The sequence below is a fragment of the Sphingomonas sp. IC-11 genome (genome assembly GCF_021043365.1).
Lineage (GTDB): Bacteria > Pseudomonadota > Alphaproteobacteria > Sphingomonadales > Sphingomonadaceae > Sphingomonas.
This window is the reverse complement of sequence record NZ_JAJNDU010000003.1, coordinates 112,619-139,186: the sequence shown is the minus strand read 5'-3', so window position 1 is coordinate 139,186 and position 26,568 is coordinate 112,619. Positions and strand designations below refer to the sequence as shown.

Genomic DNA, 26,568 nt, shown 5'->3' with positions numbered 1-26,568 from the left:
AGCTGAACGATGGCGATGCAGCTTCCCTCACAGCGATCCGGCGGGCGCCGCGCTCCGATGGCAGACATCAACGTCACGCCGCTGGTCGACGTCATGCTCGTGCTGCTGATCATCTTCATGGTCACCGCGCCGCTGCTGACCGCCGGCGTGCCGGTGAACCTGCCTGACAGCCGCGCCAAGCCGCTGGACCAGGACAAGGAGCCGACCGAGATCTCGCTTGACGCGGACGGCCGGATCTTCATCGCCAAGGACGAAGTGTCTGAGGACGCGCTGGCCGCTCGGCTCGACGCGATCGCGGCGCAGTCGGGTGAAGGCGATCCGCCGCAGGTGTATCTTCGTGCCGACCGTGCGCTCGATTACGGGCGGGTGATGCGCGTGATGGGCGAACTGAACCGTGCCGGGCTGAACCGCGTGGCGCTGGTGACGATCGGGGACGAGTAACCCGGATGGAGCGGGCGGAAAAGGTTGGGCTTGGAGTAGCGGGCGCAGGGCATTTGATCCTGTTCGGCCTGCTGTCTGTCGGCTTTCTCTCCACCCCCAATCCAGAGAAGCTGAAACAGCAGCCGATCGACGTCAGCCTGGTGAAGGACGTGGGGCTGGAAGCGACTGCGCCCCAAGCAGTGGAGGAGCCGGCGCAGTCGGTCGCCCCCGAGACTGGCGAGCCGGACGATGCCGCGCCGCCCGCGCCGGCCGAGCCCGAACCTGCGCCCGCGCCTGAGCCCGAACCCGCGCCGCCGCCGCCAGCCCCAAAGCCTGAGCCGCCGAAGCCCGCACCCAAGGCGGCGCCCAAGCAGGAGCCCAAGCCCAAGCCGGCGCCGCCCAAGCCGCAGCCTGCGCCCAAGCCGGACGAGAAGCCGCAGCCCAAGCCAAAGCCGAGGCCGAACCCGGCGGCCGAGCGCGAAGCGGCGAAGAAAGCCGCAGCGGCTGAAACTGCCGCGAAGGAAGCTGCAGCTGCCAAGGCGAAGGCCGCAGCGGAGGCGAAGGCAAAGGCAGCGGCGGATGCGCGCGCGAAGGCCGCAGCGGACGCCAAGGCCAAGGCCGCGGCAGCTGCCAAGGCGCGTGGATCGGGATCGGACAGCCAGTCGAAGGCGACGAAACCGCGCGGCGGCCGGCTGGGCGATGATTTCCTGAAGGGCTTGACGACCGAACCTTCGACCAGCCGGAGCCAGACGCCCCGCGCTGCAAAGATCGATGCAACCGCGCTCGCCTCGATCGTTCAGGCGATCGCACGTCAGATCCAGCCATGCGCGGATCGTCAGGTCGACCCCGGCCCGGGCGCGAATGAGATCGTGACGACGCTGAACCTGCGCCTCAACGAGAATGGCACGCTTGCCGCTACTCCGACCGTGGTCCGCCAGACCGGCGTTACCGCCCAGAACGAGCGCTACGCTCAACGGGTCAAGGATCTGGGCATCGCGGCGTTCAAGGGGTGTTCCCCGTTGAAACTGCCGCCGGAATATTACGACACGCCTAATGGCGGATGGAACAACATCAACTTCAAGTGGAAGCTGCGGTGACGTTTGCCTGATACGCGTGTCGCGCGGGGCCGATCCGCCGATGCCTGGTTCATGTGCGCTACATGTGTCGTTCATCTAGGCCCGTGAATTGGCGGGATGGCTTCGCGACGGAGCCGGGCACCACGTCCGAGTGAGAGGAAGACGATGAAACGCTTTGCCCTGTTGGCCCCCCTCATGCTCGCTGTGCCAGTTGTTGCGCAGGATGTGCCACCGACACCGCTCGTGGCGCCCGCGCCGGTGGCTCAGACGCAATCCGCGCCCCGGCAACCTGCTCCTCTGGGCGCGCAAGCGCCGGGCGGACCGCTGGAAGTTGACGTGACCGGCGGCATTTCGGCGCCAATGCCGATCGCCATTCCGACCATGCCGGCGGCAACCGTTGTGCAAACGCCAGCCGGTTCGACGGATGCACTTGGGCGTCAGCTTGCGGAGATCGTGACCAACGATCTGCGCAATTCCGGCCTGTTCAACCCATTGTCGCCGGCGCAGCTGCGCACGGTCATGTTCCCGGAAGTGCAGGCTCCCGCCTTTGACTACTGGGGTGGCACTGGCGCGCAGGCGCTGGTGCAGGGCTATATCCGCGCCAATGGGGACGGCACGCTGACTGTTGGCTGCTACCTGTTCGACGTGTCGGCGCAAACGGAACTGATGCGCCAGGGCTTTGTGGTGCCGCCGTCAGACTGGCGTCGGGCTGCGCACAAGTGCGCCGACATGGTCTATACCCGGCTGACCGGCGAAGGACCTTATTTTGACAGCCGTGTGGTTTACGTGTCCGAAACCGGGCCTAAGGGAAACCGCATCAAGCGCCTGTCGATCATGGACCAGGATGGCGCCAACCACCGCTTCCTGACCAACGGCCAGTCGATCGTTTTGACACCGCGCTTCTCCCCGAACCAGCAATCGATCGTGTACATGAGCTACGTCGGCCGGGTGCCGGCCATCTATGTTTATGAGATCGGTTCGGGGCGGCAGCGGCTGGTCGTGCAGAACGTCGCTACGACCTTTGCACCGCGCTTTTCGCCGGATGGCCGCTGGATCCTGTTTTCCATGGCATCAGGCGGCAACACCGATCTTTATCGCGTGCCGGCAAGCGGGGGCACGCCGCAGCGCCTGACCAATTCACCGGGCATTGATACTGGCGGCAGCTACTCTCCGGATGGCAGCCGGATCGTGTTCGAGAGCGATCGTTCCGGTGGGCAGCAGCTTTATGTGATGAACGCGGATGGATCGAACCAGCAGCGCATCAGCTTCGGTGGCGGACGCTATGGCACGCCGGCGTGGAGCCCGCGCGGCGATCTGATCGCGTTTACGCGCATGTCAGGCGGCTTCCGGATCGGCATCATGAGCCCCAACGGTTCCGGCGAGAAGATCCTGACGAACAGCTGGCATGATGAGGGCCCGTCCTGGGCCCCGAACGGCCGCGTGCTGATGTTCTACCGTTCGGCACAGGGCCGCAGCGGCAAGGCGGATCTCTGGTCGGTCGACCTCACCGGCGTGAACGAGCGCCGCGTTCCAACGCCGCTGGATGGCTCCGACCCGTCCTGGGGTCCGATCCGGCCGTGAATCTGTTATCGGGGGAACACGGGGTACGGAAAATGGGAGAAAAAGAATGGCGAGACTGACCACCACGATCCTGCTCGCGACTGCGCTGGTGACCACTGCGGCTTGCTCGAAGAAGCGGCCCGAAGTTCTTCCGCCCGCGCCCGGCGAAGCGCCAGCCGCGCCGACCGGATCGACCGGTTCGACCGAGGGCGCCGTCGTCCCGGGCTCGTCCGAGGACTTCAAGCGTTCGGTGACCAGCGACACCGTCAACTTCGGTCTTGACCAATATGACATCGATGGCACGGCGCGCGGCATTCTCGACAGCCAGGTCGTCTGGCTGCAGCGCTATCCGAACATTCGCGTGACCATCGAGGGCCATGCCGACGAGCGCGGCACGCGTGAGTATAACCTCGCACTCGGCGACCGCCGCGCCAATGCCGCCAAGAACTACCTAGTGGCACAGGGAATCTCGCCAAGCCGGATCACCACGATCAGCTACGGCAAGGAACGTCCGCTGGCGCTTGGTTCGGATGAGGAGAGCTGGGCACGCAACCGCCGCGCGGTGACGGTGGTCCTGAACTGATCAGCACCGTTCCGGTTGCCGGCACCGGCGCGTCGCAAGCGCGCCTGCCGGCGGCTGGATGCGGACCCGTCCGCGTCTTGTTCCGATTGCGAGGCGGGAAGGGCCGCGCTCAGCTGCGCTGAAGAACGCTTCGTACTTTGCTCGCACCAAAGAAGCGGGCGTTCGCGCCGTTCCGCGAACGCCCGCATGTGCAGCGGCGACGGGGGAGCGAACCGGCGCCGCAGGCTTCAAGCGGCGCCAAACGACGGCGCGAACGTTAGAATGGTGAGAAGGAAGCCGGCGAACAACGCCGGGAAGAAACTTGGACGATGCATTGTTCGTCTCCTTTCCCGGCCGTGGTGGCGGAAGCGTGACCCCGCGTCAGGTCCGCGTCGACCGAGTGGCCGACGCTGCGACCAGGACGTCGTAAGCAGCGACGAAGGCGTACTTCCCCTCCCCAACAAGCGGCAGGCTCACGATGCCGCTGTCTCGCGGCTCTGCCGGAATGATGGCCCGCCCTTGCTCAGTCGTTGAGAGAACTGCCGGCGAGCGGCCGGGCTTCTTCGACAAGTAGCACCGGAACGCCGCCGCGGATCGGATAAGCCAAGCTTGCTGCCACTGACACAAGCTCGTCGCCCCGTTCGCTCAGGATCAGCGGGGTGCGTGTGGCCGGGCAGACGAGCCGCTCGAGCAGCCAAGGATCGATCGTCACTGCAACGTCACCCGGTCATCGCCGTCATGGCGGCCGAAGAATTGCATCAACTGCACGATCAGGTCGGCGCGGCTGGTGATCCCGTCGGCCTCCAGCAGTGCCTGCTTCGCCGCCACGTCAAACGGGGCGATCTGCGCGATGCCGTTGACCAGGCTTTGGTCGTCAAGTCGCGACACCGCTTCCCAGTCCACCGCATAGCCTTGCCGATCGGCAAAGCGGCGGGCCTCCATCTCCAACGACGCGCGGGAGCCAAGCGAGAGTGTCTCCGGCTCTGGCGGCGGAAGGAGTTCTGCCTCCACCTGGCGGAACAGGGTGGATACGTCGAGTTCGCGCACCACTCGAAACAGCGACAGCCCTTCGAGCACCAGGTTTGAGCGCCCGTCGTCCAGCATCTCGATCTCGGCAATGCGTCCGACGCAGCCGAGATCGTAGAGGGCGGGCCGATCGCCGGCACCAGCCTCCATGACGCGAGGCTGAATCATGCCGATCCGGCGGTCCCGCGCCATGGCATCGGACACCATTGCCCGATACCTCGGTTCGAAGATGTGCAGCGGCAGGTGCATGCCCGGAAACAGCAGAGCGCCGGGCAAAGGAAAGATGGAAAGGCGTGTCATCCGAAGAGAATGGCGGACAATCGGCGGCGCTGGGCCGACACCCAGGGATCCTCCAGCCCGACCACTTCAAACAGCTTCAGGAGTTGCTGACGCGCCGCGCCCTCGTTCCAGTCACGCTCCTGAGCAGTGATGGCAAGGAAGCCGTCAGCCGCCGCGTCGCGGTTGCCCGCAGCCATTTGCGCATTGGCAAGATCGAAGCGGGCCTGGAGATCGTCAGGATTGGCAGCAACCGCGGCTTCGAGGGGAGTCAGATCACTGACCTGGGGGGCGGATCTGGCGAGTGCCAGAGCGGAGCGCGCGCGTTCGATGTCCGGGCGGCTGGCGACGTCGTCCGGCAGGGTGGCGAGGGCGGCCTCTGCTTCGTCGTGAGCACCCGCAGCTACCAGGGCGCGGATACGACCGGACAGAACCGCGGGATGATCGGGCGCCATTTCGAACAATTGGTCGAAAATTGACAATGCGCGCTCAGCGTCACCTTCGCCGAGCACTTGCTCGCCCATCGCGATCAGCGGCTCAAGCTCAGCCTCTTGCGATTGCGCCTCCCCCTGGATGGGCAATTGGCGCAGCAACTGATCAAGACTGGTGCGCAGCTGTGACTCGGTTCGGGCGTTGGTCAGATCGGCAACCAATTGACCCTGGAACATCGCGTAGACGGTTGGAATGGAGCGGATCTGGAATTGCGCGGCGATGAACTGGTTCTTGTCAGTATCGACCTTGGCCAGCACCACGCCCTTGTCGGCATAGGCAGCTGCCACCTTTTCGAGCACCGGTGCGAGCGCCTTGCACGGCCCGCACCATTCCGCCCAGAAGTCGAGGATGACGAGCTTCGTCATCGACGGTTCGACCACGTCGCGGCGGAACGCCTGAACGGCTTCCTTTTCCGCGGCACTCATTCCCAACGTAGCCAAGGGCTGCTCCCGATTAGTCGTTCACCCCCCTTATGTGGTGACGGGCCGGGGGAAGCAAACCCCCCGGCCCGTTCCGTGGTTGAGTACGGTACGCCCGTGCGGGCGATCAGGCGAGGATCAGAAGGCCGCGGTCAGCGAGAACAGCACGGTGCCATCCGCGATCGAGCCTGTGCCGTCCTGCCCTTTGCTGAAGCTGGGCTGGATATAGGCCGTATCCCGGCTGCTGAGATTGGTGTCGACATAAGCCACACCCAGCGTGAGCGGCGTGCTTGGGATGGCGAAGTCCGCCCCGATCAGCCAATCGATATACTCACCGGTGGGGGCGACGCTGGTGGCGAACGGGCCCAGACCCTCATTACCGTTCGAAAAGCCGACATGTCCCTTCAGCGTCACGGGCGTATTTGGCACGCCAACGGCGCCGTCGACCCAGACATAAAGATTGTCGTTCTTGTCGCCGGGGTTGTCATAAACGCCAGCCGCGGCCGATGCGCCGTTCAGGTACCAGGCCCCCAACGCTTCCTGCTTGGGCGCATAGGCAAGGCCGGCAGTGAGCGTCGCGGGACCCATTGTGCCGGAAACCTTGACGTAGGGCTCGATGAAGTCGGTGTTATTGAATCCGCCCGGGTACATGTACCAGGTGGCACCCACGTCGACCGTCACGTCATCGAGCGTCGCCTTGTACCCGGCGATGAGGTCCAGTTCCATGTTGGCCCCACCAAACGTGCCCCATCCCGCGAGGTTCGAGCCCCACGTGCCAATGTACAGGCCGCTTTCATGAGCGATGGTGATGCCGCCTTGCACGGCAAGATTCTCGTCTGTCTGGGATACGCCTCGGAATCGATAGTCGGAGACGAGGCCGACGCTGCCGCTGACTGTGACCGGCTTGGGGGGCTCTTCGTCCTGTGCGGCGGCGGGCAGCGCCAGGGACGCCAGGATGAGCGCGGGAATATATTTCAGTAACGTCATGGAACCTCCTGTTGGCAGAGGCTCCTCCTGCTTCCGATCCGCTCGCGCTCCTCCTCCCCGGGGAGCGGTCGCGAGCTGGTCGGACACTTTGACGCTATCGCAGCTGATCAAACAGGATGTTGCTGGATCGCGTCAAAGTGTTTCTGGAACGACGGTTTATGCAGCCAGTGTGGCGATCCGGCCACGTTGGCCGCGTAGCTCCACGGGATTTCCGGCGGCCTTGCGGCGCTGGAACCAGTCTCGCAGCAATTCAGCAGTGGTGTGGTCCACCGCGTCGAGCTTCGAGACGTCGAGGCGGACCGGTGCGCTGGCGGGGACACGATCCAGCGTGGCCGACAGCTTCGGCAGGGTGACGAACGTCGCCGCGCCATCAAGTTCGATCGCATGTGCCTCGCCGTCGCGCTGTTCCTTGACCCTCAGCTTCAGGCGGCGAAGATTCGGGATCAGTTCCAGAACGGTGAGGGCGATGCCGGTCAGAACGCCGGTCAGCAGATCGGTGGCCACGACCATGATCAACGTCACAGCCCAGATCGCCACTGGAAGAACGCCATAATCCTTGAACAGGTGCTTGGCGTGCTTGAGGCTGACGAGGCGCCAACCCGTAACCACCAACACGGCGCCCAGCGACGCCATCGGGATGGCCCGCAGCAACCACGGCAGCAGAGCGACGAAACCCAGGATCCAGATGCCGTGCAGGATTGCAGAGGCGCGGGTTACGGCACCGGCCTGAACATTCGCAGAGCTGCGGACGATGACGCCCGTCATCGGGAGAGAGCCGGCAAAGCCGCACAGCAAGTTGCCGACGCCCTGCGCACGTAATTCCTTGTTGTAATCGGTGCGGACTCCATCATGCATCTTGTCGACGGCGGCGGCGGACAGCAGCGTTTCAGCGGACGCGATAAAGGCGATGGCGACCGCGGCTGTAAGGATCGCCGGATCCATGAACCGCGCGAGGAAGCCGCTTTCTGGCGGCGCAATGGCGGCGACGATCGATTCGGGCACCACCACCTTTGCGACATCCAGGCCGAAGACCAGCGTCAGGAGCGTCGCGGCGAGCACGCCAACGAGCGCGCCCGGCAGTAGGCGAAGCGCCTGCGGCCGGAACTTCTCCCAGCCCACCATGGCGCCGATCGTGACAAGCGCGAGCATGAACGCCAGCTCGGTCGCGCGAATGTCGGACGACAAACCAAGCAGACGGCCGGGCATTGCGGCGAGGTTTTCCGGTCCGGAAGAGAGCGGTCGTTCATCGAACAGGACGTGGAATTGACCCACGACGATCAGAACGCCGATGCCGGCCAACATGCCGTGCACCACCGCGGGGCTGATGGCGCGAAACCATCCGCCCAGGCGAAAGATACCGGCCGCGACTTGGATACCACCCGCCAGGATCAGAATCGGTCCGAGTGCTGACAGGCCCTGATCGCGCACGAGTTCGAACACGATGACGGCAAGGCCGGCGGCCGGGCCCGAGACCTGCAGCGGCGAGCCGGCCAGCGCGCCGACTACGATGCCGCCGATGATGCCGGTGATAAGCCCCTTTTCAGGTGCCACGCCGGACGCGACCGCGATGCCCATACACAGGGGCATCGCGACCAGGAACACGACGATCGAGGCGGTGAGATCCCGCCCCAGGAACTTGATCGAGGGTATGGAGACGCCGGGGCGCTCTACCGCTGCCTGGGTCATTACTCAGCCGCCTCTTGAGTGATGAAGTCCGCCGCAAGGCGCCGCGCTGCGGGCAAAGCGACTGGAAGCGGGCGATCGCCGCGAACCGATTCGAACCGGCCGGTTTCGCCGTTCAGGGCGAGCATCTGCCCGGCGTGAATGTCCACGAACCAACCGTGCAGCGCGATCTCGCCGCGGGCGATACCTGCGGCAACGGACGGATGGGTGCGCAGATGCGCAAGCTGCGCCACGACATTCTCAAGGCTCACTGCCCGCACGCGCGCGCCGTCCTCGAGATCGGCATAGCTTGAATCCACCACTTGTCGCGCAGCGGAGCCGTGCCGGAGCCAAGCAACCACATTGGGCATGGCTTCAAGCTTGGCAGGATCGCCCGCCAGGCCCTTCATTGCGCCGCAGTCGGAGTGACCGCAAACAATGATGTCGCGGATCCCAAGAGCCAATACTGCATATTCAACAGTGGAAGTGACGCCGCCGTTCTGCGTTGCGTAAGGCGGCACGATGTTGCCAGCGTTGCGGCATACAAAAAGGTCGCCAGGCTGAGCCTGCATGATCTGTTCTGGAACCACGCGCGAATCAGCACAGCTGATCATCAACGCCTTTGGTTCTTGACCATGGTTTGCGAGCTTCGAGTAAAGCGCGCGGCTGTCCTCGTAGACTTTCTTTTCGAAGTCAAAGACGCGGCCGATCAGTTCGTTCACGGAAGCTGCTCCTAAATTTGGAACAGCCTAGATAATCCTCGTGCCTTTCTGGCCCGCAGCGATCACGTTACGTTTTGTGTCCCGGACGCCAGCTGTGTGATCGGCAGGATTACAGTGGCGACCAAGCCGCCGTCGGCGCGATTGGCGAGCGTCAGGGTTCCGCCTTCCGCCTTGATCGCCTGAACCGCGATAGGCAGGCCAAGGCCAAAACCGATCGTGTCGCGGCCCCGCGCCGGATCAAGACGCACGAACGGTTCCAGCACATGGGCAAGCTCTTCGTGGGGCACGCCCGGGCCTTCGTCCGCCACTCGTATCGTCACGATGCCGTCGCCCGGCAAAAGCTCGACGGTCGCGCACCTGCCATATTTCAGGGCATTGTCGACGAGATTGGTGAGCGCCCGCTTCATTGCCAGTCGGCGCAAGCGCAACTCGAAATGATCGGGTCCGACATAGGTCGCGTCATACCCACGATCAGCGGCATCATCGACCAACGTTGCGCACAGCACCGCCAAGTCCAGCGCCGACGGCTTCTCCGGATCGCTGTCTCCGCTCAAGAAGGCCAGGAGCGACGCGATCATCGCCTCCATCTCCGAGATGTCCCGTCCGATCGCCTCTCGGGTGTCCGCACTGGCGATCGCCTCCGTTCGCAAGCGAAGCCGGGCGAGTGGCGTGCGCAGGTCATGTCCGACCGCCGCCAATGATTGCGTGCGTGCGTCGATCAACGCCGCGATCCGCGCCTGCATCCGATTAAAGGCGCCAACGAGCCGCCGGACTTCCCGGGGGCCGTCCTCAGGAACCGTCCCGACCTCGTCATGGCCAACTCGATCCGCTGCCTCGGCGAGCCGTCGCAGCGGGTGGAGAGCGCGGCGGAGCATCAGTCCACCCAGCACCATCAGTGCAATCGCCGGCACAAGCCCCAACAGGATCCGCTCAAAGGCGAATTCCAGACGTGCCACGGCGTTAAGAGTGCGGAAGTGAAGCCAGCTGCCATCGCGCAATCTGAGCGCCCCGCGCACCTTGGAACTGCGCCCGGGTGAGATGAGCCGCAGGCGCAGATCCCCGGTTTTAAGCGAGGGCTCCCAATCAACGATCTGGCGGCGCATGGGATCGAGCGCTGGCTCCACCGCGGGCGGTATGCCGGCGGCCCCGTCCCATTGCACCTCGTAGCGGTCGGTCGTGAGTTCGTTGGCCAACGCCGGGCGCTGCGCTGGCGGTCGATCCTCAAGCAGGCGTCGACTGATGACGAGATGTTCGGCCAAGCGCCTGGCCTCGTCGTCGCGTACGGAGAACTCGCTCGCCCGCTCATAGAGCAGGGTGGAGACGCCGAACTCGATCAGCATGGTAAGCAACAGAATGGCGACGACCTGCCCGAGCAGGCCGACGCTCGGTATCCAGCGCCTCAACTGCGCTCCACCGGGACGTTCAGCATGTAACCAACGCCGCGCACCGTCACGATCGGTGCTTGCTCGCCCGCGCTTGAGAGTTTGCGGCGGAGGCGGCTGACGAGGACATCAATGGAACGATCCGAACTGTCGCCAAGCCGCGTTCGGGAAAGCTCGATGAGCCGTTCACGCGCGATCACGCGCTGCGCGTGATCCGCGAGGGCAACCAGGAGATCGAACTCCGCGCCCGTCAGATCCACCGACGCGCCGGTGGGGGAAGTGAGTTCGCGACGGGGCAAATTGATCGTCCAGCCTTCGAACCTGAGCAATCCCTGGTCACCTTCGCCCGAGCGGCGGTCAAGCGCCGGACGGCGGAGCACCGCGCGCACCCGCGCAACCAGCTCACGAACGCCGAACGGCTTTGCGATGTAATCGTCTGCGCCAAGTTCCAGTCCGACGACCCGATCAGTCTCACTGGAGCGAGCCGAGATGAAGATGATCGGCACGTCGCTCTTTTGCCGAAGCGAGCGGCACAAATCGATGCCGCTGGTGCCCGGCAGCATGATGTCCAGGAGGACGAGGTCCACCGGCCCCGCGTCCAGCGCGAGCCACATTTCCGGCGCGGCCGAAGCAGGCCGCACGTTGAAGCCATTTTCCTGCAGCGCCCGCGCCGTCAGCGTGCGGAGCGCAGGATCGTCCTCGACGAGCAAGATGGTAGGGGCTGTCATGCCGCAGCGCAGGTAGGCGGGAAGGGCCGCTTCGGTCAATCTTTCTGGAAGAATGTTGCATTTGGGGGTTGCAGGGGTCGAATCCCGCTGCTAGTGGCCGCGCCTCACCCAGCCCGGAACCTTCCGGGACACGGCGCCAGAGCGGGCGTAGCTCAGGGGTAGAGCACAACCTTGCCAAGGTTGGGGTCGAGGGTTCGAATCCCTTCGCCCGCTCCAGTCGCTGCCATCGGGGCAGCGACTCATCCGAACCAGCATTATCACACGGCCGGATCCCGAGCGGGGAGGCGAGGTAGTCGTCGCGCCTGTGCTGACGTGCTGCTAAGCCGCCGGCCATGACTTATGCACCGATTCGTGTCGGCATCGGCGGATGGACCTACGAGCCGTGGCGCGGCAGTTTTTATCCCCCCAAGTGGCCGATCAAGCGCGAGTTGGAATTTGCCAGCCGGCAGGTGACCGCGATCGAGGTGAACGGGACATACTACAGCGGGTTCAAACCCGCGACGTTTGCAAGCTGGGCCGCGACGGCACCGGAGGGATTTGTCTTTACGTTGAAGGCGTCGCGCTTTTGCACCAACCGCAAGGTGCTGGCCGAGGCGGGAGAGTCGGTGGCCAAGTTCGCTGCGCAAGGGATCGTAGAGCTAGGCGACAAGCTGGGGCCGATCCTGTGGCAGTTCATGGCGACGAAGAAGTTCGAACCCGATGATTTCGCAGCATTTCTCGCGCTTTTGCCGAAGGCCCAGGACGGTGTGGCGCTGCGCCATGCCGTCCAGGTGCGGCACGAGAGCTTTGCCGTTCCAGAGTTCGTTTCCATGTGCCGGGAGGCCGGCGTCGCCATCGTGTTCGGCGATTCGATGGACTATCCCGCCATTGCGGATGTGACCGGCGACTTCGTGTACGCGCGGCTTGAGGCGGCGGTGGAGGATGAGGTGGCAGGCTATGCCCCGGAAGCACTGGATCGCTGGGCCGAGGCGGCTCGGACATGGGCAGCGGGCGGCCAGCCGGGGGACCTTCCCTATGTGACCAGTGGAGCGCCGGAGCAGAAGCCGCGGGACACGTTCGTGTTCTTCATCAACGGCTTCAAACCCAAGGCGCCCGCAGGTGCTTTGGCCTTGATCGAGCGACTGTCGGCCTGACTGCGGCACAGTTCGGCCTGCTTCCGGAGGCGATCGGCCAACATGGTTCCGAGCCGGCGGCAGTGCCTATTCATCGACGGTGCGGATAGCGGCATCCGGCACGATCGGCGCCCGGATACGCAATCAAACGCCGAGCCACTCGAGGCCGCCCGGCAGGTCTTCGGCGGCGAAATCGATCTGGAGCACGCGGCGGCGCATCGGCGCGGCTGCGGCTTGCGAAGCGTGCAGGATCGGGGTGGCGTATAGCCAGGCGTCCCCCGCCTGCGCCAGGCACGCGGCCGTGCCGTGCCGGTTCACCGCGGCATCAATCCGGTCGACCGGAATGCGGCCGGCCTTGTGGGAGCCTGGTGCGATCAGCAGGGGGGCGTTGGTCGCCGGAACATCGTCGAGATGCACCCGCATCGTGACCATGCGGGCAAGCAGTTCGAACGGCGGGGCAACGTGCTGCATGCCGCCTTTGACCGTCCAGGGGCCAAAGCCCGGAGCATCGATCCTTTGTCGCACGCAGATGGTACGATCCTGATGCCAGCCCAAGGACCAGTTGGTCCCTTCGGTCTTGTCGAACAGCACCGCCCGGACCGCGCGGCTGGACGGGCCAAGCACGCCCGCTGCGATCGATCCGATCGGACCGGTCGGCGCAAGAAATGAGCGCAAGGGAGCAAGGCCGTTGATGCGGACCCCTGCCTGACCGTCCGGCAGGTCATCGACAGCAGTGAGAAGGGCGCCGAGGTGAGCGGTGAGGGCGCCGCGGTATAGTTGTGCCCCGTCATGGCCAAGGGTGAGCGCGGCGGTCGCCGGCGTGGGATCTCGCATCATCGGATTACGCGCGGGAAAGGCGGAACGGGCAAGGTGAAACGTGCATCGCCTGGCGGACCTCTTTTCGTGCCGGCGCGGCCCTCAACCACGCCGCCCGAGAAGGAGGGGGCTGACGGATCAACGATCCGTGCGGGCCGCGGACGCAACGGTGCTGCCGCCGTCCTGCCCGCCGACAGGAGGATTGCACATTCATCGCAGGCCGGTCGCACGGTCGCAGGCGCGTCGCGGCGCGGGTGAGGGGCGCCCGACGGTGGCCTAGGCAGTCTTCATCGACAGGATGAAAGGTATTTCGCATGGCGACCGCCTTCGCCGCTGCTGCTGCCCGCCCGCGCGATACGGCGGAGCGGCGCTTCTACCGTTACATGGCGTGGCTGATGGTCGCGCTGGTCTTCGCCGGTTTCGCACCGAGCTGGTTCCTGCGCGGCATGGTGCCGTCGCCGCGGCCGCTGGCGCCGTTTGACGCCACGGTGATCGCCCATGGCGTGCTGTGCACCCTGTGGCTGACGATCTTCTGGGCGCAGACGCAGCTGGTTTCCGCCGGCCGTCGCGACCTGCACATGCGGCTGGGTGTCGCGGGGATGATCGTCGCGGTACTGATGATCCCGTTCATGTACCTGACGATGATCCACCTGCCACAGCGGCTGACCCAGCCGCCGGGGATCAGCCCCTATGGCTGGATGGCACTGCCAATGGGGGCGCTGCTCGCCTATGCGCCGCTGGCCACGCTCGGTTTCGTCCGGCGGCGCGACGTACAGGCGCACAAGCGGCTGATGCTGTCGGCGACGCTGGTGTTCATGGGACCGGCCATGGGCCGCATCCCCCTGGGGCCGCCATCGCCAGCGGTGTTCACGATCAGCCAGGTCATCGGGCTGCTGCCATTCGGGCTGCTGTTCTGGTGGGATTATGCGTCGCGGGGCCGCCTGCACTGGGCGAGCGTGACCGGCGCTGCCGTGACGGGCGCCGGGGTGACCTTCGGCGTCGGGCTGATGAACTCGGCCGCGTGGATCAGCGTGGCGCAGCGCCTGCCGGGCGGTTGAACAAACGCCAGCCTGCCGGACGGCCGGACTCGCCGGCCGCCGGCAGAGCGCCTTAGACGGTCAGGCCCTGTAGCAAGCGGGGCAGCGCACCGGTTTCGCCGCGCGCTTCCGCCATGAAGCGGTCCTTGAGCGGGGGAATGGCATTTACCGCCGAAATGCCGAACCGGCGCACGGCGCTGGCGGCGCGGCCGGGGATGCCGAACAGCCGCGTCAATGTATCCGTCGCGCCGGCCACCATCAGCGTGTCCAGGCTCCGCCAGCGGCGATAGCGGTCCAGCAATTGTGCGTCGCCGGCATCCAGCCCGAGGCGGCGACCCTCCACCAGCACCTCCACCAGCGCCGCCACGTCACGGAAGCCGAGGTTGAGCCCCTGCCCGGCGATCGGGTGAATGCCATGAGCGGCGTCACCGATCAGCGCCAGCCGCTCGGCCGTAATGGCGGCGGCATGATGGAACCCCAGGGGATAGCTCGACCGCGGGCTCGCCTTCGACAATGTGCCAAGGAACCCGCCCATGCGCTTTTCCGCCTCTGCCAGAAAGGCGCGATCGGAAAGCTTCAGCATCGCCGGGCCTTGCGACTGCTTCACCGACCAGACGATGGCGCAACGATGCCCGTCCTCATCGTCCACCAATGGAAGAAGCGCAAAGGGGCCCGACGGATAGAAGATTTCGAACGCGATATTTTCGTGCGAGCGTTCATGGTGGAAGGCGCCAATGATGGCGGCATGATCATAGCGCCATTGCGCCGTCGTGATCCCGGCGGCTGCGCGCGTGGGCGAGTTGCGCCCCTCCGCCGCAACGAGCAGCGATGCGGTGACTTCGGTGCCGTCGCTCAGCAGCGCGCGCACGCCGGTTGCCGAACGCTCAACGCTGGTGGCGCGAGTCATCGGGCGAAAATCCACGCCGCTTTCCGCCAGCGACTGCGCCAGCGCACGGCGCAGGGCGCGATTTTCGTACATGATGCCAAGCGCGCCATCATCGGCATCCGGGATGAAATCGAGCGCGCCGGGTTCCAGCCCGTCGCTCACCCGGATTTGCCGAATGGCGCAGCCTTGTCCTGCCAGCCGATCGGCGACGCCAATTGCCTCCAGCATGCGATGGCTGGCGCTGGCGATGGCGGAAGCGCGACCGTCAAAACCGGCCGACAGCGTGACCGATGGGTCCGCGGGATCGACCACGATCGTGGACAGGCCATGCCGATCCAACGCGATCGCCAGGGTCGCGCCGACCAGCCCGCCGCCAAGGATGAGTACGTCCGCGTGCTGCATGTGCTTGGCCCTTGTATATTCCGTTCCGCGTCCTCTGCGTCCACGTGGTCCCGGGCGCGGGTCGGGGCGACGCGCCGGTCGTCACCGGATCAGCGGGCGTGTTGGCGACGCTCTAGCGCGTGGGGGCGGAAGACGAAAGCAGCCGGTCAAGCCAGCCCGATGATCGCGATCTGCCGGCCATAATCGGGTTCGCCCCGATGGGTGGCACGGCGAAAGCTGAAAAAGCGGCTTTCGTCGGCATAGGTATCCAGCCCCAGCGCCTCGATGCGCCGTACGCCCGCCGCGGCGAGGCGATGGGTGACATAAGCCTCCAGATCGAATTGCGCATGACCCTGACGCGCATCGACGAAGAAGCGCTCGTTGGCGGGATCTTCCTCCTCGAAACGCCGTCGGAAGCCCTCATCCACCTCATAGCTGGTGCGGGCGATACAGGGGCCGATCGCGGCGGCGATGCGATCGCGGCGGGCGCCGAGCTGTTCCATGGCGGCAAGCGTGGAATCAGTGACGCCGCCGATCGCGCCCTTCCACCCCGCATGGGCGGCGCCGATCACGCCCGCCTCGGCATCCGCCAGCAGGACCGGGGCACAATCCGCGGTCAGGATGCCCAGCGCCATGCCGGGACGATTGGTCACCAGCGCGTCGGCGCGCGGGCGCTCCGCCGGCGGCTCCGTCACGGTGACGCAATCGGCGGAATGGATCTGGAAACAGGTGACGAGCGGCGCGCCGGGAAGCACCGCCTCCGCCGCGCGGCGGCGGTTTTCCGCCACGGCGGCGGGATCATCTTCCGACCCCAGCCCCACGTTCAGCCCGCCGTGCAGGCCCTGCGACACGCCGCCGCGCCGACCGAGAAAGCCGTGCGCCACTCCGTCCAGCGCACGCGCGCGAATAACGTCCAGATCGCTCACAATTCGCGCCTCATGATCAGATCCCGGTCAATCTGCCCACCGGTCTTGAAGGCATAATCCCCGATGTGGGTGAAACCGTGCTTGGCATAAAATGCGCGGGCGCGGTGGTTTTCCTCCCACACGGTCAGCAGGATCGCCTGGCGATTGCGCCGCCGCGCCAGGTCGCAGGACCAGTCGAGCAGATGCGCTGCCACCCCGCTGCCATGCGCGGCGGGGTCGACATAAAGCTGATGCAGGTGGAGCGTGCCTTCGGTGGGCACCTCGCCGTTGAAGAACGTCGGCCCGACCTTGCAATAGCCGATCACCACTCCGCCTTCCAACGCGATCTGGAAGTCGAAGGCCGGATCGGCGAGGTGCCGGCGCAGCATCCCTTCGGGCCCGTAAGCGTGCGCCACATAGGCTTCGATGTCCTTGGGCGCCGCCGAATGGCCGAAGGTGGCAAGCCAGACCCGGCGGGCCATGGCATCCAGCGCTTGCCCGTCCGTGTTCACGGCGTTGCGATAATCGATCATGCGAATCCTGCGGGCTCCGGCCAGTCACGATGGCGCACGGCCATCGCCTTGAACAGCGTGCCCATCGCGTCGACCAGCCGATCCCGATCCGGCGCGACGCGCGGGCCGAGCGCGGCGGCCCGGGCATCGATGCCCAGCCGCGTCAGGAACGCGCCTTGTGGCACCGGGCCGGAAACCACCGCGCCACTGGCCGTGCCGACCATGCCAAGGGTGGCGAAATCGACGTGTGCGGTCAGATCGCGGTCGCCCGGCTCCTCGAACGGGTTGGCATAAGCGTGGCCGCGCACGGCTTGCAGTGTTTCGCCGATTGCCGGCCCCTCATAGCCATAATCGATGGCGAGCAGGGCACCGCCCTGCGCCACGATGCGCGCGGCAAGCACGCGCATGATCCCGACGCTGGTCGGCGAGGTTTCGATGATCGCGCCGGGCGCGGCCTCGCGCAGATCGTCGGGAATGATGGTGTCGGGCACGGAAGCGCCAGCGATGGGGAGGAACAGCAGGTCCTGGCAAGCGACGATCCGCTCGTGCCAGCCGCTGCGCCCGCGCACCAGCTGGCGGATCGGCAGCGCGTCGAAGAATTCGTTGGCGATGATGATCAGCGGGCGGTCCGTTGGAAGATCCTCGACATCATCGTGCCAGGTCGCGGCGGGCACCCGGGCCGCTTGCCGTTCCCGCAGCACCGGACTGGTCTCGACGAAGTGGATCGGCGGTGCGAAGCCCGAGCGTGAAGCCGCACGCATCGCATCGGCCGTCAGCGTGCCCCTTCCCGGACCAAGCTCGACCCAGCGGACCTCGGGACGCCCGGCGCGATCCCACAGATCGGCAGCCCACAAGCCGATGAGCTCGCCGAACATCTGGCTGATTTCCGGGGCAGTGGTGAAATCGCCATCGCTGCCGAGCGGATCGCGGGTCGCATAATAATGCGCGTTCGCCGCTGCCATGAACTGGCTGACGGGGATCGGCCCGCCCAGCGTAATGGCGCGGGCGAGCCGTTCGGGCAAATTGCCCTCCCGCACGGCCGTGGGATCGTGATGTGGCTTGTCGGTCATGAGCACTCCGACATGCCGACCCGCCGCACTTACCGCAAGCGGAGGTGGGGTCCGGTGGACCGGGTCTGGTGGCTTCGCCACGCCAGACGCCGGCGCCTGGCGGCGATGAATATAGCCGTATTTGGGAGAATTCCTGCCTGCAGGAAAATGGTGCCCAGAAGAGGACTCGAACCTCCACGCCCTTGCGAGCGCCAGCACCTGAAGCTGGTGCGTCTACCAATTCCGCCATCTGGGCACGGGGTAGGCCGGCGCCTCTAGGGCCGAGGTGGCGGCCTTGTCAACAGGCACTTCGCACGGCTAGGGGCTGGGCCGAAATTTTTTCCCCGGCGGAGCGTTACATGAGAGACAGGCTGTTCACGCTGATCGGCGGTGGCGGTTTTCTTGGCCGTTATGTCGCACAGGCGCTGCTTGCCACCGGCGCACGCGTTCGCGTTGCCCAGCGCGATCCGCGCGAGGCGTGGTATCTGAAGCCGCTGGGTGCGCTCGGCCAGACGCAATTCGTGGCGGCGGACATCACCCGGCCCGATACGATCGAGCGGGCGATCGCCGGCGCCGATGGCGTCGTCAATCTGGTCGGCAGCTTCACCGGCAACCTGAACCGCATTCATGTGGAAGGGCCGCGGGCGCTGGCGCAGGCCGCGCGCAATGCCGGCGTCGAGACAATGGTTCATGTGTCGGCGATCGGCGCCGATCCCCAGGCCGAGGCGCTGTACGCCCAGACCAAGGGCGCCGGCGAGGCCGCCGTGCGCGACGCCTTCCCCGGCGCCACGATCCTGCGCCCGTCCACCGTGTTCGGGCGCGAGGACAAGTTCATCAACATGTTCGCCCGCATGGTCGCCCGCTTTCCGGTGGTGCCCGTGCTAAAGCCGAACGTGCGCTTCCAGCCGGTGTTCGCCGGGGACGTTGGCGAGGCGGTTGCGACTGTGCTTCGTGATCCCGCGACCTTTGCCGGGCGGACGTTCGAGCTGGGCGGTCCGGACGTGCTGACCATGTTGGAACTGCAACAGTGGATCGGGCGACAGATCGGTCGGCATCCGTCGTTCGTGCCGATGCCGGACGCGCTGGGCGGACTGCTCGCCGCGCTCCCCGGGGCGCCCATCTCGCGCGATCAGTGGAAGCTGCTGCAGAAGGATACGGTGGTGACCCAGGGTGCCGAAGGGCTGCAAGCGCTGGGTATCACGCCAACGCCGCTGGCGGCGGTCGCGCCCGGGTGGCTGGTGCAATATCAGCGCGCGGGGCGCTTTGCCCGCCCCACCGAGGCCTGATCCCGCTTCCGTTTCGCGCATCGGCCCGCGGCGGCGGGCGACCTGAAAGGCTGTCATGTCCGATCTGCTGACCGCGATCATCCTCGGCATTGTCGAGGGCGTCACCGAATTCCTGCCCGTTTCCTCCACCGGGCATCTGGTGCTCGCCACCGAGATCCTGGGCTATGATCCGCAGCGCTGGGCGGTGTTCAACATTGCGATCCAGCCAGGCGCGATCCTGGCGATCGTGGTGCTGTACTGGCGCACGTTCATGGCGGTGCTGACTGGCCTGGTGCGGGGCGAGCCCAATTCGGTCGCATTCGTGCGCAACCTGCTGATCGCCTTCGTTCCGGCCGTGGCGCTGGGCCTGGCATTCAACGACCAGATCGAGGCGTTGCTGGAAAATGCCGTAGTGGTCGCCTGGGCGCTGATCATCGGCGGCGTGGCAATCCTGATCATCGAGAAACTGGCCAAGACGCAGGTGGTGGGCGGCATTTCCGGCGTGTCGGCCGGGCAATCGGCGAAGATTGGCCTTGTTCAATGTATCGCGATGATCCCGGGCGTCAGCCGGTCAGGGGCGACGATCATGGGCGCCATGGCGATCGGCATCGATCGTCGCACGGCTGCCGAATTCTCCTTCTTCCTGGCGCTGCCGACGCTGACGGGTGCGACGGTGTTGCAGCTGGTGAAGCACCGCGACGCGATCACCGCCAACGACCTGCAGCTGATCGGGGTCGGCGCATTCGTGTCGTTCATCGTCGCGCTAGCGGTGGTGAAGGCGTTCATGGCGGTGGTGACGAAGCACGGTTTTGCCCCATTTGCCTGGTATCGGATTATCGCCGGCGCAGTCGCGCTGGTGATGCTTTCTGCTCGATAGGTCCGAAATGTTACCTTCTTCAAAGGTGTTTGTAGCGGCTGAGTGAGCGAAAGCGGCGGTCGGGCGCAGAATAGGTCAGCAATACTGTCTTGATGGTGCTTTGCCGATGTGAGACCCACATCGGCGGAGGGCTTATGGCTGCTGATACCATGCTTCGATTCGTCGCTACCCCGCAGTCCTATCCGGACAAAAGGTCGGCAGAGGCGAGGGCAGAGGATTTTCGCGAGATTGCGGACCGCTATGCGATTCCGCGCGCGGAGGAGCAGGCCGGGCGGTGCTCGCAATGCGGCGTGCCGTACTGCACGGTGCATTGTCCGCTCCACAATCACATCCCGGACTGGCTACGGCTGACCGCCGAGGGGCGGCTGCGCGAGGCCTATGAGCTGAGCAACGCCACTTCCTCGATGCCCGAGATTTGTGGCCGCATCTGTCCGCAGGATCGGCTGTGCGAAGGCAATTGCGTGATCGAATTCTCCGGCCATGGCGCGGTGACGATCGGCTCCGTCGAGAAGTTCATTACTGATACCGCCTGGGAACAGGGCTGGATCGAGCCGCTGGTGCCGGGGCCGGCGCGTGGCCAGTCGATCGGTGTGATCGGTGCCGGTCCGGCCGGACTGACTGCGGCCGAGTATCTTCGCAAGTACGGCTATGAGGTACACGTCTATGACCGGCATGACCGGGCGGGCGGGCTGCTGACCTATGGCATCCCCGGCTTCAAGCTGGAGAAGCACGTCGTCACTCGCCGCGTCGACCGGTTGAAGGACGGCGGGATCGTCTTCCACGAAGGCTTTGCGGTTGGCGAGGACGCGAGCTTCGCCGAGCTGCGCCAGCGGCATGATGCGGTGCTGATCGCGACGGGCGTCTACAAGGCGCGTGAGATCGATGTGCCGGGCAACCAGGCCTCCGGCGTAATCGCGGCGCTCGATTATCTGACAGCATCCAACCGCAAGAGCTTCGGCGATGCGGTGCCGGCGTTCGACAACGGCAGCCTCGACGCCGAGGGCAAGAATGTCGTGGTGATCGGCGGCGGCGATACCGCGATGGACTGCGTCCGCACCGCGATCCGACAGGGTGCCAAGAGCGTGCGCTGCCTGTACCGTCGCGACCGCGCGAACATGCCGGGATCGCAGCGCGAAGTCGCCCATGCCGAGGAAGAAGGCGCGGAATTCGTGTGGCTGTCCGCGCCGCATTCCTTCGTGGGCGAAGATACTGTGTCGGGCGTACGCGCCAATCGCATGCGGCTGGGCGCACCTGACGCGAGCGGCCGGCGCGCGCCCGAGGTCGATCCCGGCGGACCGCTCGACATGCCCGCCGACATGGTGATCAAGGCGCTGGGCTTCGATGCCGAGGAGCTGCCGCACCTGTGGGATGCGCCCGAGCTGGGCGTCACGCGCTGGGGCACGGTGCTGGTCGACAACAAGACGCTGATGACGAGCCTCGACGGCGTGTTCGCCGCCGGTGACATCGTGCGCGGCGCGAGCCTCGTCGTCTGGGCGATCCGCGACGGCCGCGATGTCGCGTCGACGATGCACAAATATCTCAAGAGCAAGGTCGCGGCGCAGCCCGCGAAGGAGGCCGCGTGATGGATCAGCGCGAATATCTCGCCACCCATGGCATGTACCGCCCCGAGTTCGAGGGCGATGCGTGTGGTGTGGGTCTTGTGGCGGCGACCGATGGCAAGCCGTCTCGCCGGGTGGTGCAGTCTGCGATCGATGCGCTGAAGGCGGTGTGGCACCGCGGCGCGGTCGATGCCGATGGCAAGACCGGCGATGGCGCGGGGCTGCACGTCGACCTGCCGGTGCGCTTCTTCGACGATGCGATCGCGATGAGCGGGCACAAGGTGCGCCCGAACCGGTTGGCGGTGGGCATGGTGTTCCTGCCGCGCACCGATCTTGCCGCGCAGGAGACGTGCCGCACCATCGTAGAGAGCGCGATCATCGAGGCGGGCTATACCATCTATGGCTGGCGCCAGGTGCCGGTGGACGTGAGCGTTATCGGCCTGAAGGCGCAGGCGACGCGGCCGGAGATCGAGCAGATCATGATCGCCGGGCCGATGCCCGACGAAGTGGACGCCGCGGAATTCGAGAAGAACCTCTATCTCGTCCGCCGGCGGATCGAAAAGCGGGTGATCGCGGCGCAGATCCAAGGCTTCTACATCTGTTCGCTGAGCTGCCGCTCGATCATCTACAAGGGGCTGTTCCTCGCCGAGAGCCTGTCGGTGTTCTATCCGGACCTGACCGACAAGCGGTTCGAAAGCCGGGTCGCGATCTTCCATCAGCGTTATTCAACCAACACCTTCCCGCAATGGTGGCTGGCGCAGCCGTTCCGGTGCCTCGCGCATAACGGCGAGATCAACACGATCCGCGGCAACAAGAACTGGATGCTGAGCCACGAGATCCGCATGGCGTCGATCGCGTTCGGCGAGCATTCGGAGGATATCAAGCCGGTGATCCCGGCGGGCGCGTCGGACACCGCTGCCCTGGACGCGACGTTCGAGGCGATCTGCCGTTCGGGCCGCGATGCGCCGACCGCGAAGCTGATGTTGGTGCCTGAGGCGTGGCAGAGCGACATTGCCGATGACATGCCGCCGGCACATGCCGCCATGTACCAGTATCTCGCCTCCGTCATGGAGCCGTGGGACGGTCCGGCCGCGCTGGCGATGACCGATGGGCGCTGGGCCGTGGCAGGCATGGACCGCAACGCGCTCCGCCCGCTGCGCTACACCCAGACGGCCGACGGCCTGCTGATCGTGGGATCGGAAAGCGGCATGGTGGTGGTGCCGGAATCGACCATCATCGCCAAGGGCCGGCTGGGGCCGGGGCAGATGATCGCGGTCGATCTGGCCGAGGGCAAGGTGTACGACGATCGCGCGATCAAGGACCGGATCGCGGCCGAGGCCGACTATGCCGGCATGATCGGCAATTTCGCGACGATCGACGACCTGCCGCCTGCCCCGGCGGCTGGCGTGCCGCGCTACGACCGTGCGGAGCTGGCGAAGCGCCAGGTGGCGGCCGGCCAGACGCTGGAGGACATGGAGCTGATCCTCGCGCCGATGGTGGAGACGGCCAAGGAAGCGATCGGATCGATGGGCGACGATACGCCGCTCGCCGTCATTTCCGACAAGCCGCGGCTGATCAGCCAGTTCTTCCGGCAGAATTTCAGCCAGGTGACGAACCCGCCGATCGACCCGCTGCGCGAGCGCTATGTGATGAGCCTCAAGACGCGGTTCGGGAACCTCGCCAACATCCTCGACACCGAGGATCGGCGCGAGCGCGTGCTCGTGCTCGATTCGCCGGTGCTGACGTCCACAGACTGGGCGCGGCTGAAGACCTATTTCGGCAGCGCGGCGGCAGAGATCGACTGCACGTTCGAGGCGAGCGGCGGCGCAGACAAGCTGCGCGCCGCGATCCAGCGCATCCGCAACGAGGCCGAGCAGGCCGTGCGGCAGGGCAAGAGCGAAATCTTCCTGACCGACGAATATGTTGGGCCGGAACGGATCGCGATTCCCGGCGTGCTCGCCGCGGCGGCCGTGCACACGCACCTCGTGCGGCGCGGACTGCGCTCTTACGCGTCAGTCAACGTCCGCACGGCGGAATGCCTCGACACGCATTATTATGCGGTGCTGATCGGCGTCGGTGCGACGACAGTGAACGCATATCTCGCCGAAGCCGCGATTGCGGATCGCCAGGCGCGCGGGCTGTTCGGTGACCTCGCGCTCGACGAATGCCTGAAGCGGCACCGCAAGGCGATCGAGGAAGGGCTGCTGAAGATCATGTCGAAGATGGGGATCGCGGTGATCTCCAGCTATCGCGGCGGCTATAACTTCGAGGCAGTGGGCCTTTCCCGCGCGCTGGTGAACGATTTCTTCCCGGGCATGCCGGCGAAGATCTCGGGCGAAGGCTATGCCTCGCTACACATCAACGCGAAGGATCGGCACGACGCGGCGTTCGACGAGGCGGTGGTGAACCTGCCGATCGGCGGCTTCTATCGCCAGCGGCATACGGGCGAGGCGCATGCCTATTCCGCGCAGCTGATGCACCTGTTGCAGACGTCGGTCGCGACCGACAGTTATTCGACCTACCTGCAATTCTCACGCGGCGTAGGCGACCTGCCGCCGATCTACCTGCGCGATCTGCTGCAGTTCAACTTCCCCGCAGAAGGCGTGCCGATCGACCAGGTCGAGCCGATCACCGAGATCCGTAAGCGCTTCGTGACGCCGGGGATGAGCCTTGGCGCGCTATCCCCCGAGGCGCACGAGACGCTGGCGATCGCGATGAACCGTATCGGCGCCAAGGCGGTGTCCGGCGAGGGCGGCGAGGACAAGACCCGATATCAGCCGTACGAAAATGGCGACAACGCCAATTCGGTGATCAAGCAGATCGCGTCGGGGCGCTTCGGCGTGACGGCGGAATATCTCAACGCCTGCGAGGAGATCGAGATCAAGGTTGCGCAGGGCGCCAAGCCCGGCGAGGGCGGGCAGCTGCCTGGCTTCAAGGTGACCGAGTTCATCGCCAAGCTGCGCCATGCGACGCCGGGCGTGACGCTGATCTCCCCGCCGCCGCACCACGACATCTATTCGATCGAGGATCTGGCGCAGCTGATCTACGACCTGAAGCAGATCAATCCGCGGGCGCGGGTGTGCGTGAAGCTCGTCTCCTCGGCAGGCATCGGCACCGTCGCGGCGGGCGTCGCCAAGGCGCATGCCGACGTGATCCTGGTTTCCGGCCATGTCGGCGGGACGGGCGCGTCCCCACAGACCAGCATCAAATATGCCGGCACGCCGTGGGAAATGGGCCTTTCCGAGGTCAACCAGGTGCTGACGCTGAACGGCCTGCGCGGGCGGATCAAGCTGCGCACCGACGGGGGCCTGCGCGTCGGGCGTGACATCGTGGTCGCGGCGATCCTCGGTGCGGAGGAATTCGGCATTGGCACGCTGAGCCTCGTTGCGATGGGCTGCATCATGGTGCGCCAGTGCCACTCGAACACGTGCCCGGTCGGCGTGTGCACGCAGGACCCGCGGCTGCGCGAGAAGTTCGTCGGCACGCCGGAGAAGGTCATCAACCTGATGACCTTCATTGCCGAGGAAGTGCGCGACATCCTGGCCCGGCTGGGCGTGCGCAGCCTCGACGAAGTGATCGGCCGCACCGAATTGCTGCGGCAGGTGAGCCGCGGCGCGGAGCATCTCGACGACCTCGACCTGAACCCGATCCTGGCCAAGGTCGACGCGACCGATGCGGAGCGGCGCTTCTCGCTCAATACCTTCCGCAACGAAGTGCCCGACAGCCTTGATGCGCAGATCATCAAGGACGCGGGCGCCGTCTTCTCGCGGCGCGAAAAGATGCAGCTGACCTATTCGGTGCGCAACACGCACCGCGCGGTCGGCACGCGGCTGTCGAGTGAGATCACCCGCACGTTCGGAATGAGCGCGCTGAACGACGGCCATGTCACGATCCGCCTGCGCGGCTCGGCGGGCCAGAGCCTTGGCGCGTTCCTCTGCAAGGGCATCACGCTGGAAGTGTTCGGCGACGCCAACGACTATGTCGGCAAGGGCCTGTCGGGCGGCGTGATCGTGGTGCGGCCGGCGGTGTCGTCACCGCTCCGCAGTCAGGAAAATACGATCGTCGGCAACACCGTCCTCTATGGTGCGACCTCTGGCGCGCTTTTCGCGGCGGGACAGGCTGGCGAGCGGTTCGCGGTGCGAAACTCGGGCGCGACGGTGGTGGTCGAGGGCTGCGGCGCGAACGGCTGCGAATATATGACGGGCGGCACGGCCGTGGTGCTGGGCGCCGTCGGCCAGAACTTCGGTGCCGGCATGACCGGCGGCATGGCCTTCGTCTACGATCATGACGACAGCTTTGCGCGCCGCGCCAACCCGGAAAGCATCGTGTGGCAGCGGCTGGCCGCGGCGCACTGGACGGGCGTGCTGCGCGACCTGATCACCCGCCATGTTCAGGCAACCGATTCCAAGTGGGCGCGCGGTATCCTCGATGATTGGGAGCGCTCGTCGGCGCGCTTCTGGCAGGTGGTGCCGCGTGAGATGCTGGAACGGCTGGTCCATCCGCTCGACGACGCGTTCGCGATGGAAGCGGCGGAGTAGGTCTCTGCTTCTGGCGGCACCGAACGAGGACTTTCGGTTTCGTCGGTGCCGCTTTCGTCTTTGGACGTGGGCAATCCGCGGCGTGGATGATGTGGTGTGTGGAGGGGCGCACCTGCGCGGTTCATGCGGGCGATGGTGTGCCGGCTCTTGCCCTGGCCGTGCCGTTCGTTGGGTGTCGGGCGCCTTGGCCAAGTGATCGGCTGATCCCGCGCCCGTGCGGTTTGGCGTCTTATTCGCTTCGCATCTGCCATGACGCGCTGGGCCACCGCTCGATCTGGACGGGCGTATTCGCGTCTCCGAACGCCGCGTGCCCTGCTCA

Annotated in this window: 23 protein-coding genes and 2 tRNA genes; 11 read left to right on the top strand and 14 right to left on the bottom strand. The window is 65.8% G+C overall.

Features of this window, described 5'->3' with window-relative positions:
- The first annotated feature begins 9 nt into the window (after positions 1-9).
- The 4 genes from tolR (at position 10) to pal (ending at position 3,639) form a co-directional block, all read left to right on the top strand.
- Positions 10-441, top strand: coding sequence for a protein TolR (gene tolR / locus LQ954_RS11365; protein ID WP_231023215.1), 432 nt, complete (start codon positions 10-12; stop codon positions 439-441).
- A 5-nt stretch (positions 442-446) separates the two neighbouring features.
- Positions 447-1,517: a cell envelope biogenesis protein TolA gene (locus LQ954_RS11360; RefSeq protein ID WP_231023213.1), complete on the top strand. Its 1,071-nt coding sequence runs from the start codon at positions 447-449 to the stop codon at positions 1,515-1,517.
- A gap of 144 nt (positions 1,518-1,661) precedes the next feature.
- A complete protein-coding gene (gene tolB, locus LQ954_RS11355; RefSeq protein ID WP_231023211.1) occupies positions 1,662-3,077 on the top strand; it encodes a Tol-Pal system beta propeller repeat protein TolB in 1,416 nt (471 codons plus the stop codon).
- A gap of 46 nt (positions 3,078-3,123) precedes the next feature.
- Entirely contained in the window at positions 3,124-3,639 is a 516-nt protein-coding gene (gene pal, locus LQ954_RS11350; protein ID WP_227771951.1) for a peptidoglycan-associated lipoprotein Pal, read from the top strand.
- Positions 3,640-4,141: 502 nt separating this feature from the next.
- Here the strand turns inward: pal and LQ954_RS11345 are convergent.
- The 8 genes from LQ954_RS11345 to LQ954_RS11310 form a co-directional block, all read right to left on the bottom strand.
- Positions 4,142-4,330: a Trm112 family protein gene (locus LQ954_RS11345; RefSeq protein WP_227771950.1), complete on the bottom strand. Its 189-nt coding sequence runs from the start codon at positions 4,328-4,330 to the stop codon at positions 4,142-4,144.
- Positions 4,327-4,944: an LON peptidase substrate-binding domain-containing protein gene (locus LQ954_RS11340; RefSeq protein ID WP_227771949.1), complete on the bottom strand. Its 618-nt coding sequence runs from the start codon at positions 4,942-4,944 to the stop codon at positions 4,327-4,329. The genes LQ954_RS11345 and LQ954_RS11340 overlap by 4 nt, the downstream gene beginning before the upstream one ends.
- Positions 4,941-5,837: a tetratricopeptide repeat protein gene (locus LQ954_RS11335; RefSeq protein WP_231023392.1), complete on the bottom strand. Its 897-nt coding sequence runs from the start codon at positions 5,835-5,837 to the stop codon at positions 4,941-4,943. Before LQ954_RS11335 ends, LQ954_RS11340 begins: the two co-directional genes overlap by 4 nt.
- Positions 5,838-5,969: 132 nt before the next feature.
- Positions 5,970-6,818 carry a TorF family putative porin gene (locus LQ954_RS11330; RefSeq protein WP_231023209.1) on the bottom strand — a complete coding sequence of 283 codons (849 nt, stop codon included), beginning with the start codon at positions 6,816-6,818 and terminating at the stop codon, positions 5,970-5,972.
- 156 nt (positions 6,819-6,974) lie between these two features.
- Positions 6,975-8,504, bottom strand: a complete 1,530-nt coding sequence (locus tag LQ954_RS11325) for a SulP family inorganic anion transporter (RefSeq protein ID WP_231023207.1) — start codon at positions 8,502-8,504, stop codon at positions 6,975-6,977.
- On the bottom strand, positions 8,504-9,202 hold the full coding sequence (locus tag LQ954_RS11320) for a carbonic anhydrase (RefSeq protein WP_227771946.1): 699 nt from the start codon (positions 9,200-9,202) through the stop codon (positions 8,504-8,506). Before LQ954_RS11320 ends, LQ954_RS11325 begins: the two co-directional genes overlap by 1 nt.
- A gap of 62 nt (positions 9,203-9,264) precedes the next feature.
- Positions 9,265-10,605 carry an ATP-binding protein gene (locus tag LQ954_RS11315; RefSeq protein WP_231023205.1) on the bottom strand — a complete coding sequence of 447 codons (1,341 nt, stop codon included), beginning with the start codon at positions 10,603-10,605 and terminating at the stop codon, positions 9,265-9,267.
- Complete coding sequence (locus tag LQ954_RS11310) at positions 10,602-11,312, bottom strand: response regulator transcription factor (protein ID WP_227771944.1); 711 nt, start codon at positions 11,310-11,312, stop codon at positions 10,602-10,604. Before LQ954_RS11310 ends, LQ954_RS11315 begins: the two co-directional genes overlap by 4 nt.
- Before the next feature lie 141 nt (positions 11,313-11,453).
- Between LQ954_RS11310 and LQ954_RS11305 the strand changes: the two genes are divergently transcribed.
- Positions 11,454-11,528, top strand: a tRNA-Gly gene (locus LQ954_RS11305).
- Positions 11,529-11,644: 116 nt separating this feature from the next.
- Positions 11,645-12,445 carry a DUF72 domain-containing protein gene (locus tag LQ954_RS11300; protein WP_231023204.1) on the top strand — a complete coding sequence of 267 codons (801 nt, stop codon included), beginning with the start codon at positions 11,645-11,647 and terminating at the stop codon, positions 12,443-12,445.
- A 123-nt stretch (positions 12,446-12,568) separates the two neighbouring features.
- Here LQ954_RS11300 and LQ954_RS11295 read toward each other — a convergent pair whose 3' ends face one another.
- On the bottom strand, positions 12,569-13,261 hold the full coding sequence (locus LQ954_RS11295) for a phytanoyl-CoA dioxygenase family protein (RefSeq protein WP_231023202.1): 693 nt from the start codon (positions 13,259-13,261) through the stop codon (positions 12,569-12,571).
- A 293-nt stretch (positions 13,262-13,554) separates the two neighbouring features.
- Here LQ954_RS11295 and LQ954_RS11290 point away from each other — a divergent pair, with 293 nt between their 5' ends.
- Positions 13,555-14,298 carry a hypothetical protein gene (locus LQ954_RS11290; protein ID WP_231023200.1) on the top strand — a complete coding sequence of 248 codons (744 nt, stop codon included), beginning with the start codon at positions 13,555-13,557 and terminating at the stop codon, positions 14,296-14,298.
- A 52-nt stretch (positions 14,299-14,350) separates the two neighbouring features.
- Here the strand turns inward: LQ954_RS11290 and LQ954_RS11285 are convergent, their stop codons facing one another.
- The 5 genes from LQ954_RS11285 to LQ954_RS11265 all read right to left on the bottom strand — a co-directional run bounded on the left by LQ954_RS11285 (position 14,351) and on the right by LQ954_RS11265 (position 18,266).
- Positions 14,351-15,565 (bottom strand): UbiH/UbiF/VisC/COQ6 family ubiquinone biosynthesis hydroxylase, encoded by a 1,215-nt coding sequence (locus tag LQ954_RS11285; protein WP_231023197.1) that lies wholly within the window; start codon positions 15,563-15,565, stop codon positions 14,351-14,353.
- 146 nt (positions 15,566-15,711) lie between these two features.
- Complete coding sequence (gene pgeF / locus LQ954_RS11280; RefSeq protein WP_231023195.1) at positions 15,712-16,470, bottom strand: peptidoglycan editing factor PgeF; 759 nt, start codon at positions 16,468-16,470, stop codon at positions 15,712-15,714.
- A complete protein-coding gene (locus LQ954_RS11275) occupies positions 16,467-16,982 on the bottom strand; it encodes a GNAT family N-acetyltransferase (RefSeq protein WP_231023193.1) in 516 nt (171 codons plus the stop codon). The genes pgeF and LQ954_RS11275 overlap by 4 nt, the downstream gene beginning before the upstream one ends.
- Entirely contained in the window at positions 16,979-18,031 is a 1,053-nt protein-coding gene (locus tag LQ954_RS11270) for a class I SAM-dependent methyltransferase (protein ID WP_231023190.1), read from the bottom strand. Before LQ954_RS11270 ends, LQ954_RS11275 begins: the two co-directional genes overlap by 4 nt.
- A 148-nt stretch (positions 18,032-18,179) precedes the next feature.
- Positions 18,180-18,266: transfer RNA gene (locus LQ954_RS11265), tRNA-Leu, on the bottom strand.
- Between the two features lie 103 nt (positions 18,267-18,369).
- On the opposite strand from LQ954_RS11265, the gene LQ954_RS11260 reads away from it, so the two are divergent.
- The 4 genes from LQ954_RS11260 (at position 18,370) to gltB (ending at position 26,249) form a co-directional block, all read left to right on the top strand.
- On the top strand, positions 18,370-19,296 hold the full coding sequence (locus tag LQ954_RS11260) for a complex I NDUFA9 subunit family protein (protein WP_231023188.1): 927 nt from the start codon (positions 18,370-18,372) through the stop codon (positions 19,294-19,296).
- Positions 19,297-19,351: 55 nt separating this feature from the next.
- Entirely contained in the window at positions 19,352-20,152 is an 801-nt protein-coding gene (locus LQ954_RS11255; RefSeq protein WP_227772875.1) for an undecaprenyl-diphosphate phosphatase, read from the top strand.
- A gap of 134 nt (positions 20,153-20,286) precedes the next feature.
- Positions 20,287-21,735, top strand: a complete 1,449-nt coding sequence (locus tag LQ954_RS11250; RefSeq protein ID WP_231023186.1) for an NAD(P)-dependent oxidoreductase — start codon at positions 20,287-20,289, stop codon at positions 21,733-21,735.
- The gene (gltB, locus tag LQ954_RS11245) at positions 21,735-26,249 is read left to right on the top strand and encodes a glutamate synthase large subunit (protein WP_231023184.1); all 4,515 of its coding nucleotides are present in this window, start codon (positions 21,735-21,737) and stop codon (positions 26,247-26,249) included. The genes LQ954_RS11250 and gltB overlap by 1 nt, the downstream gene beginning before the upstream one ends.
- Positions 26,250-26,568: the final 319 nt, after the last annotated feature.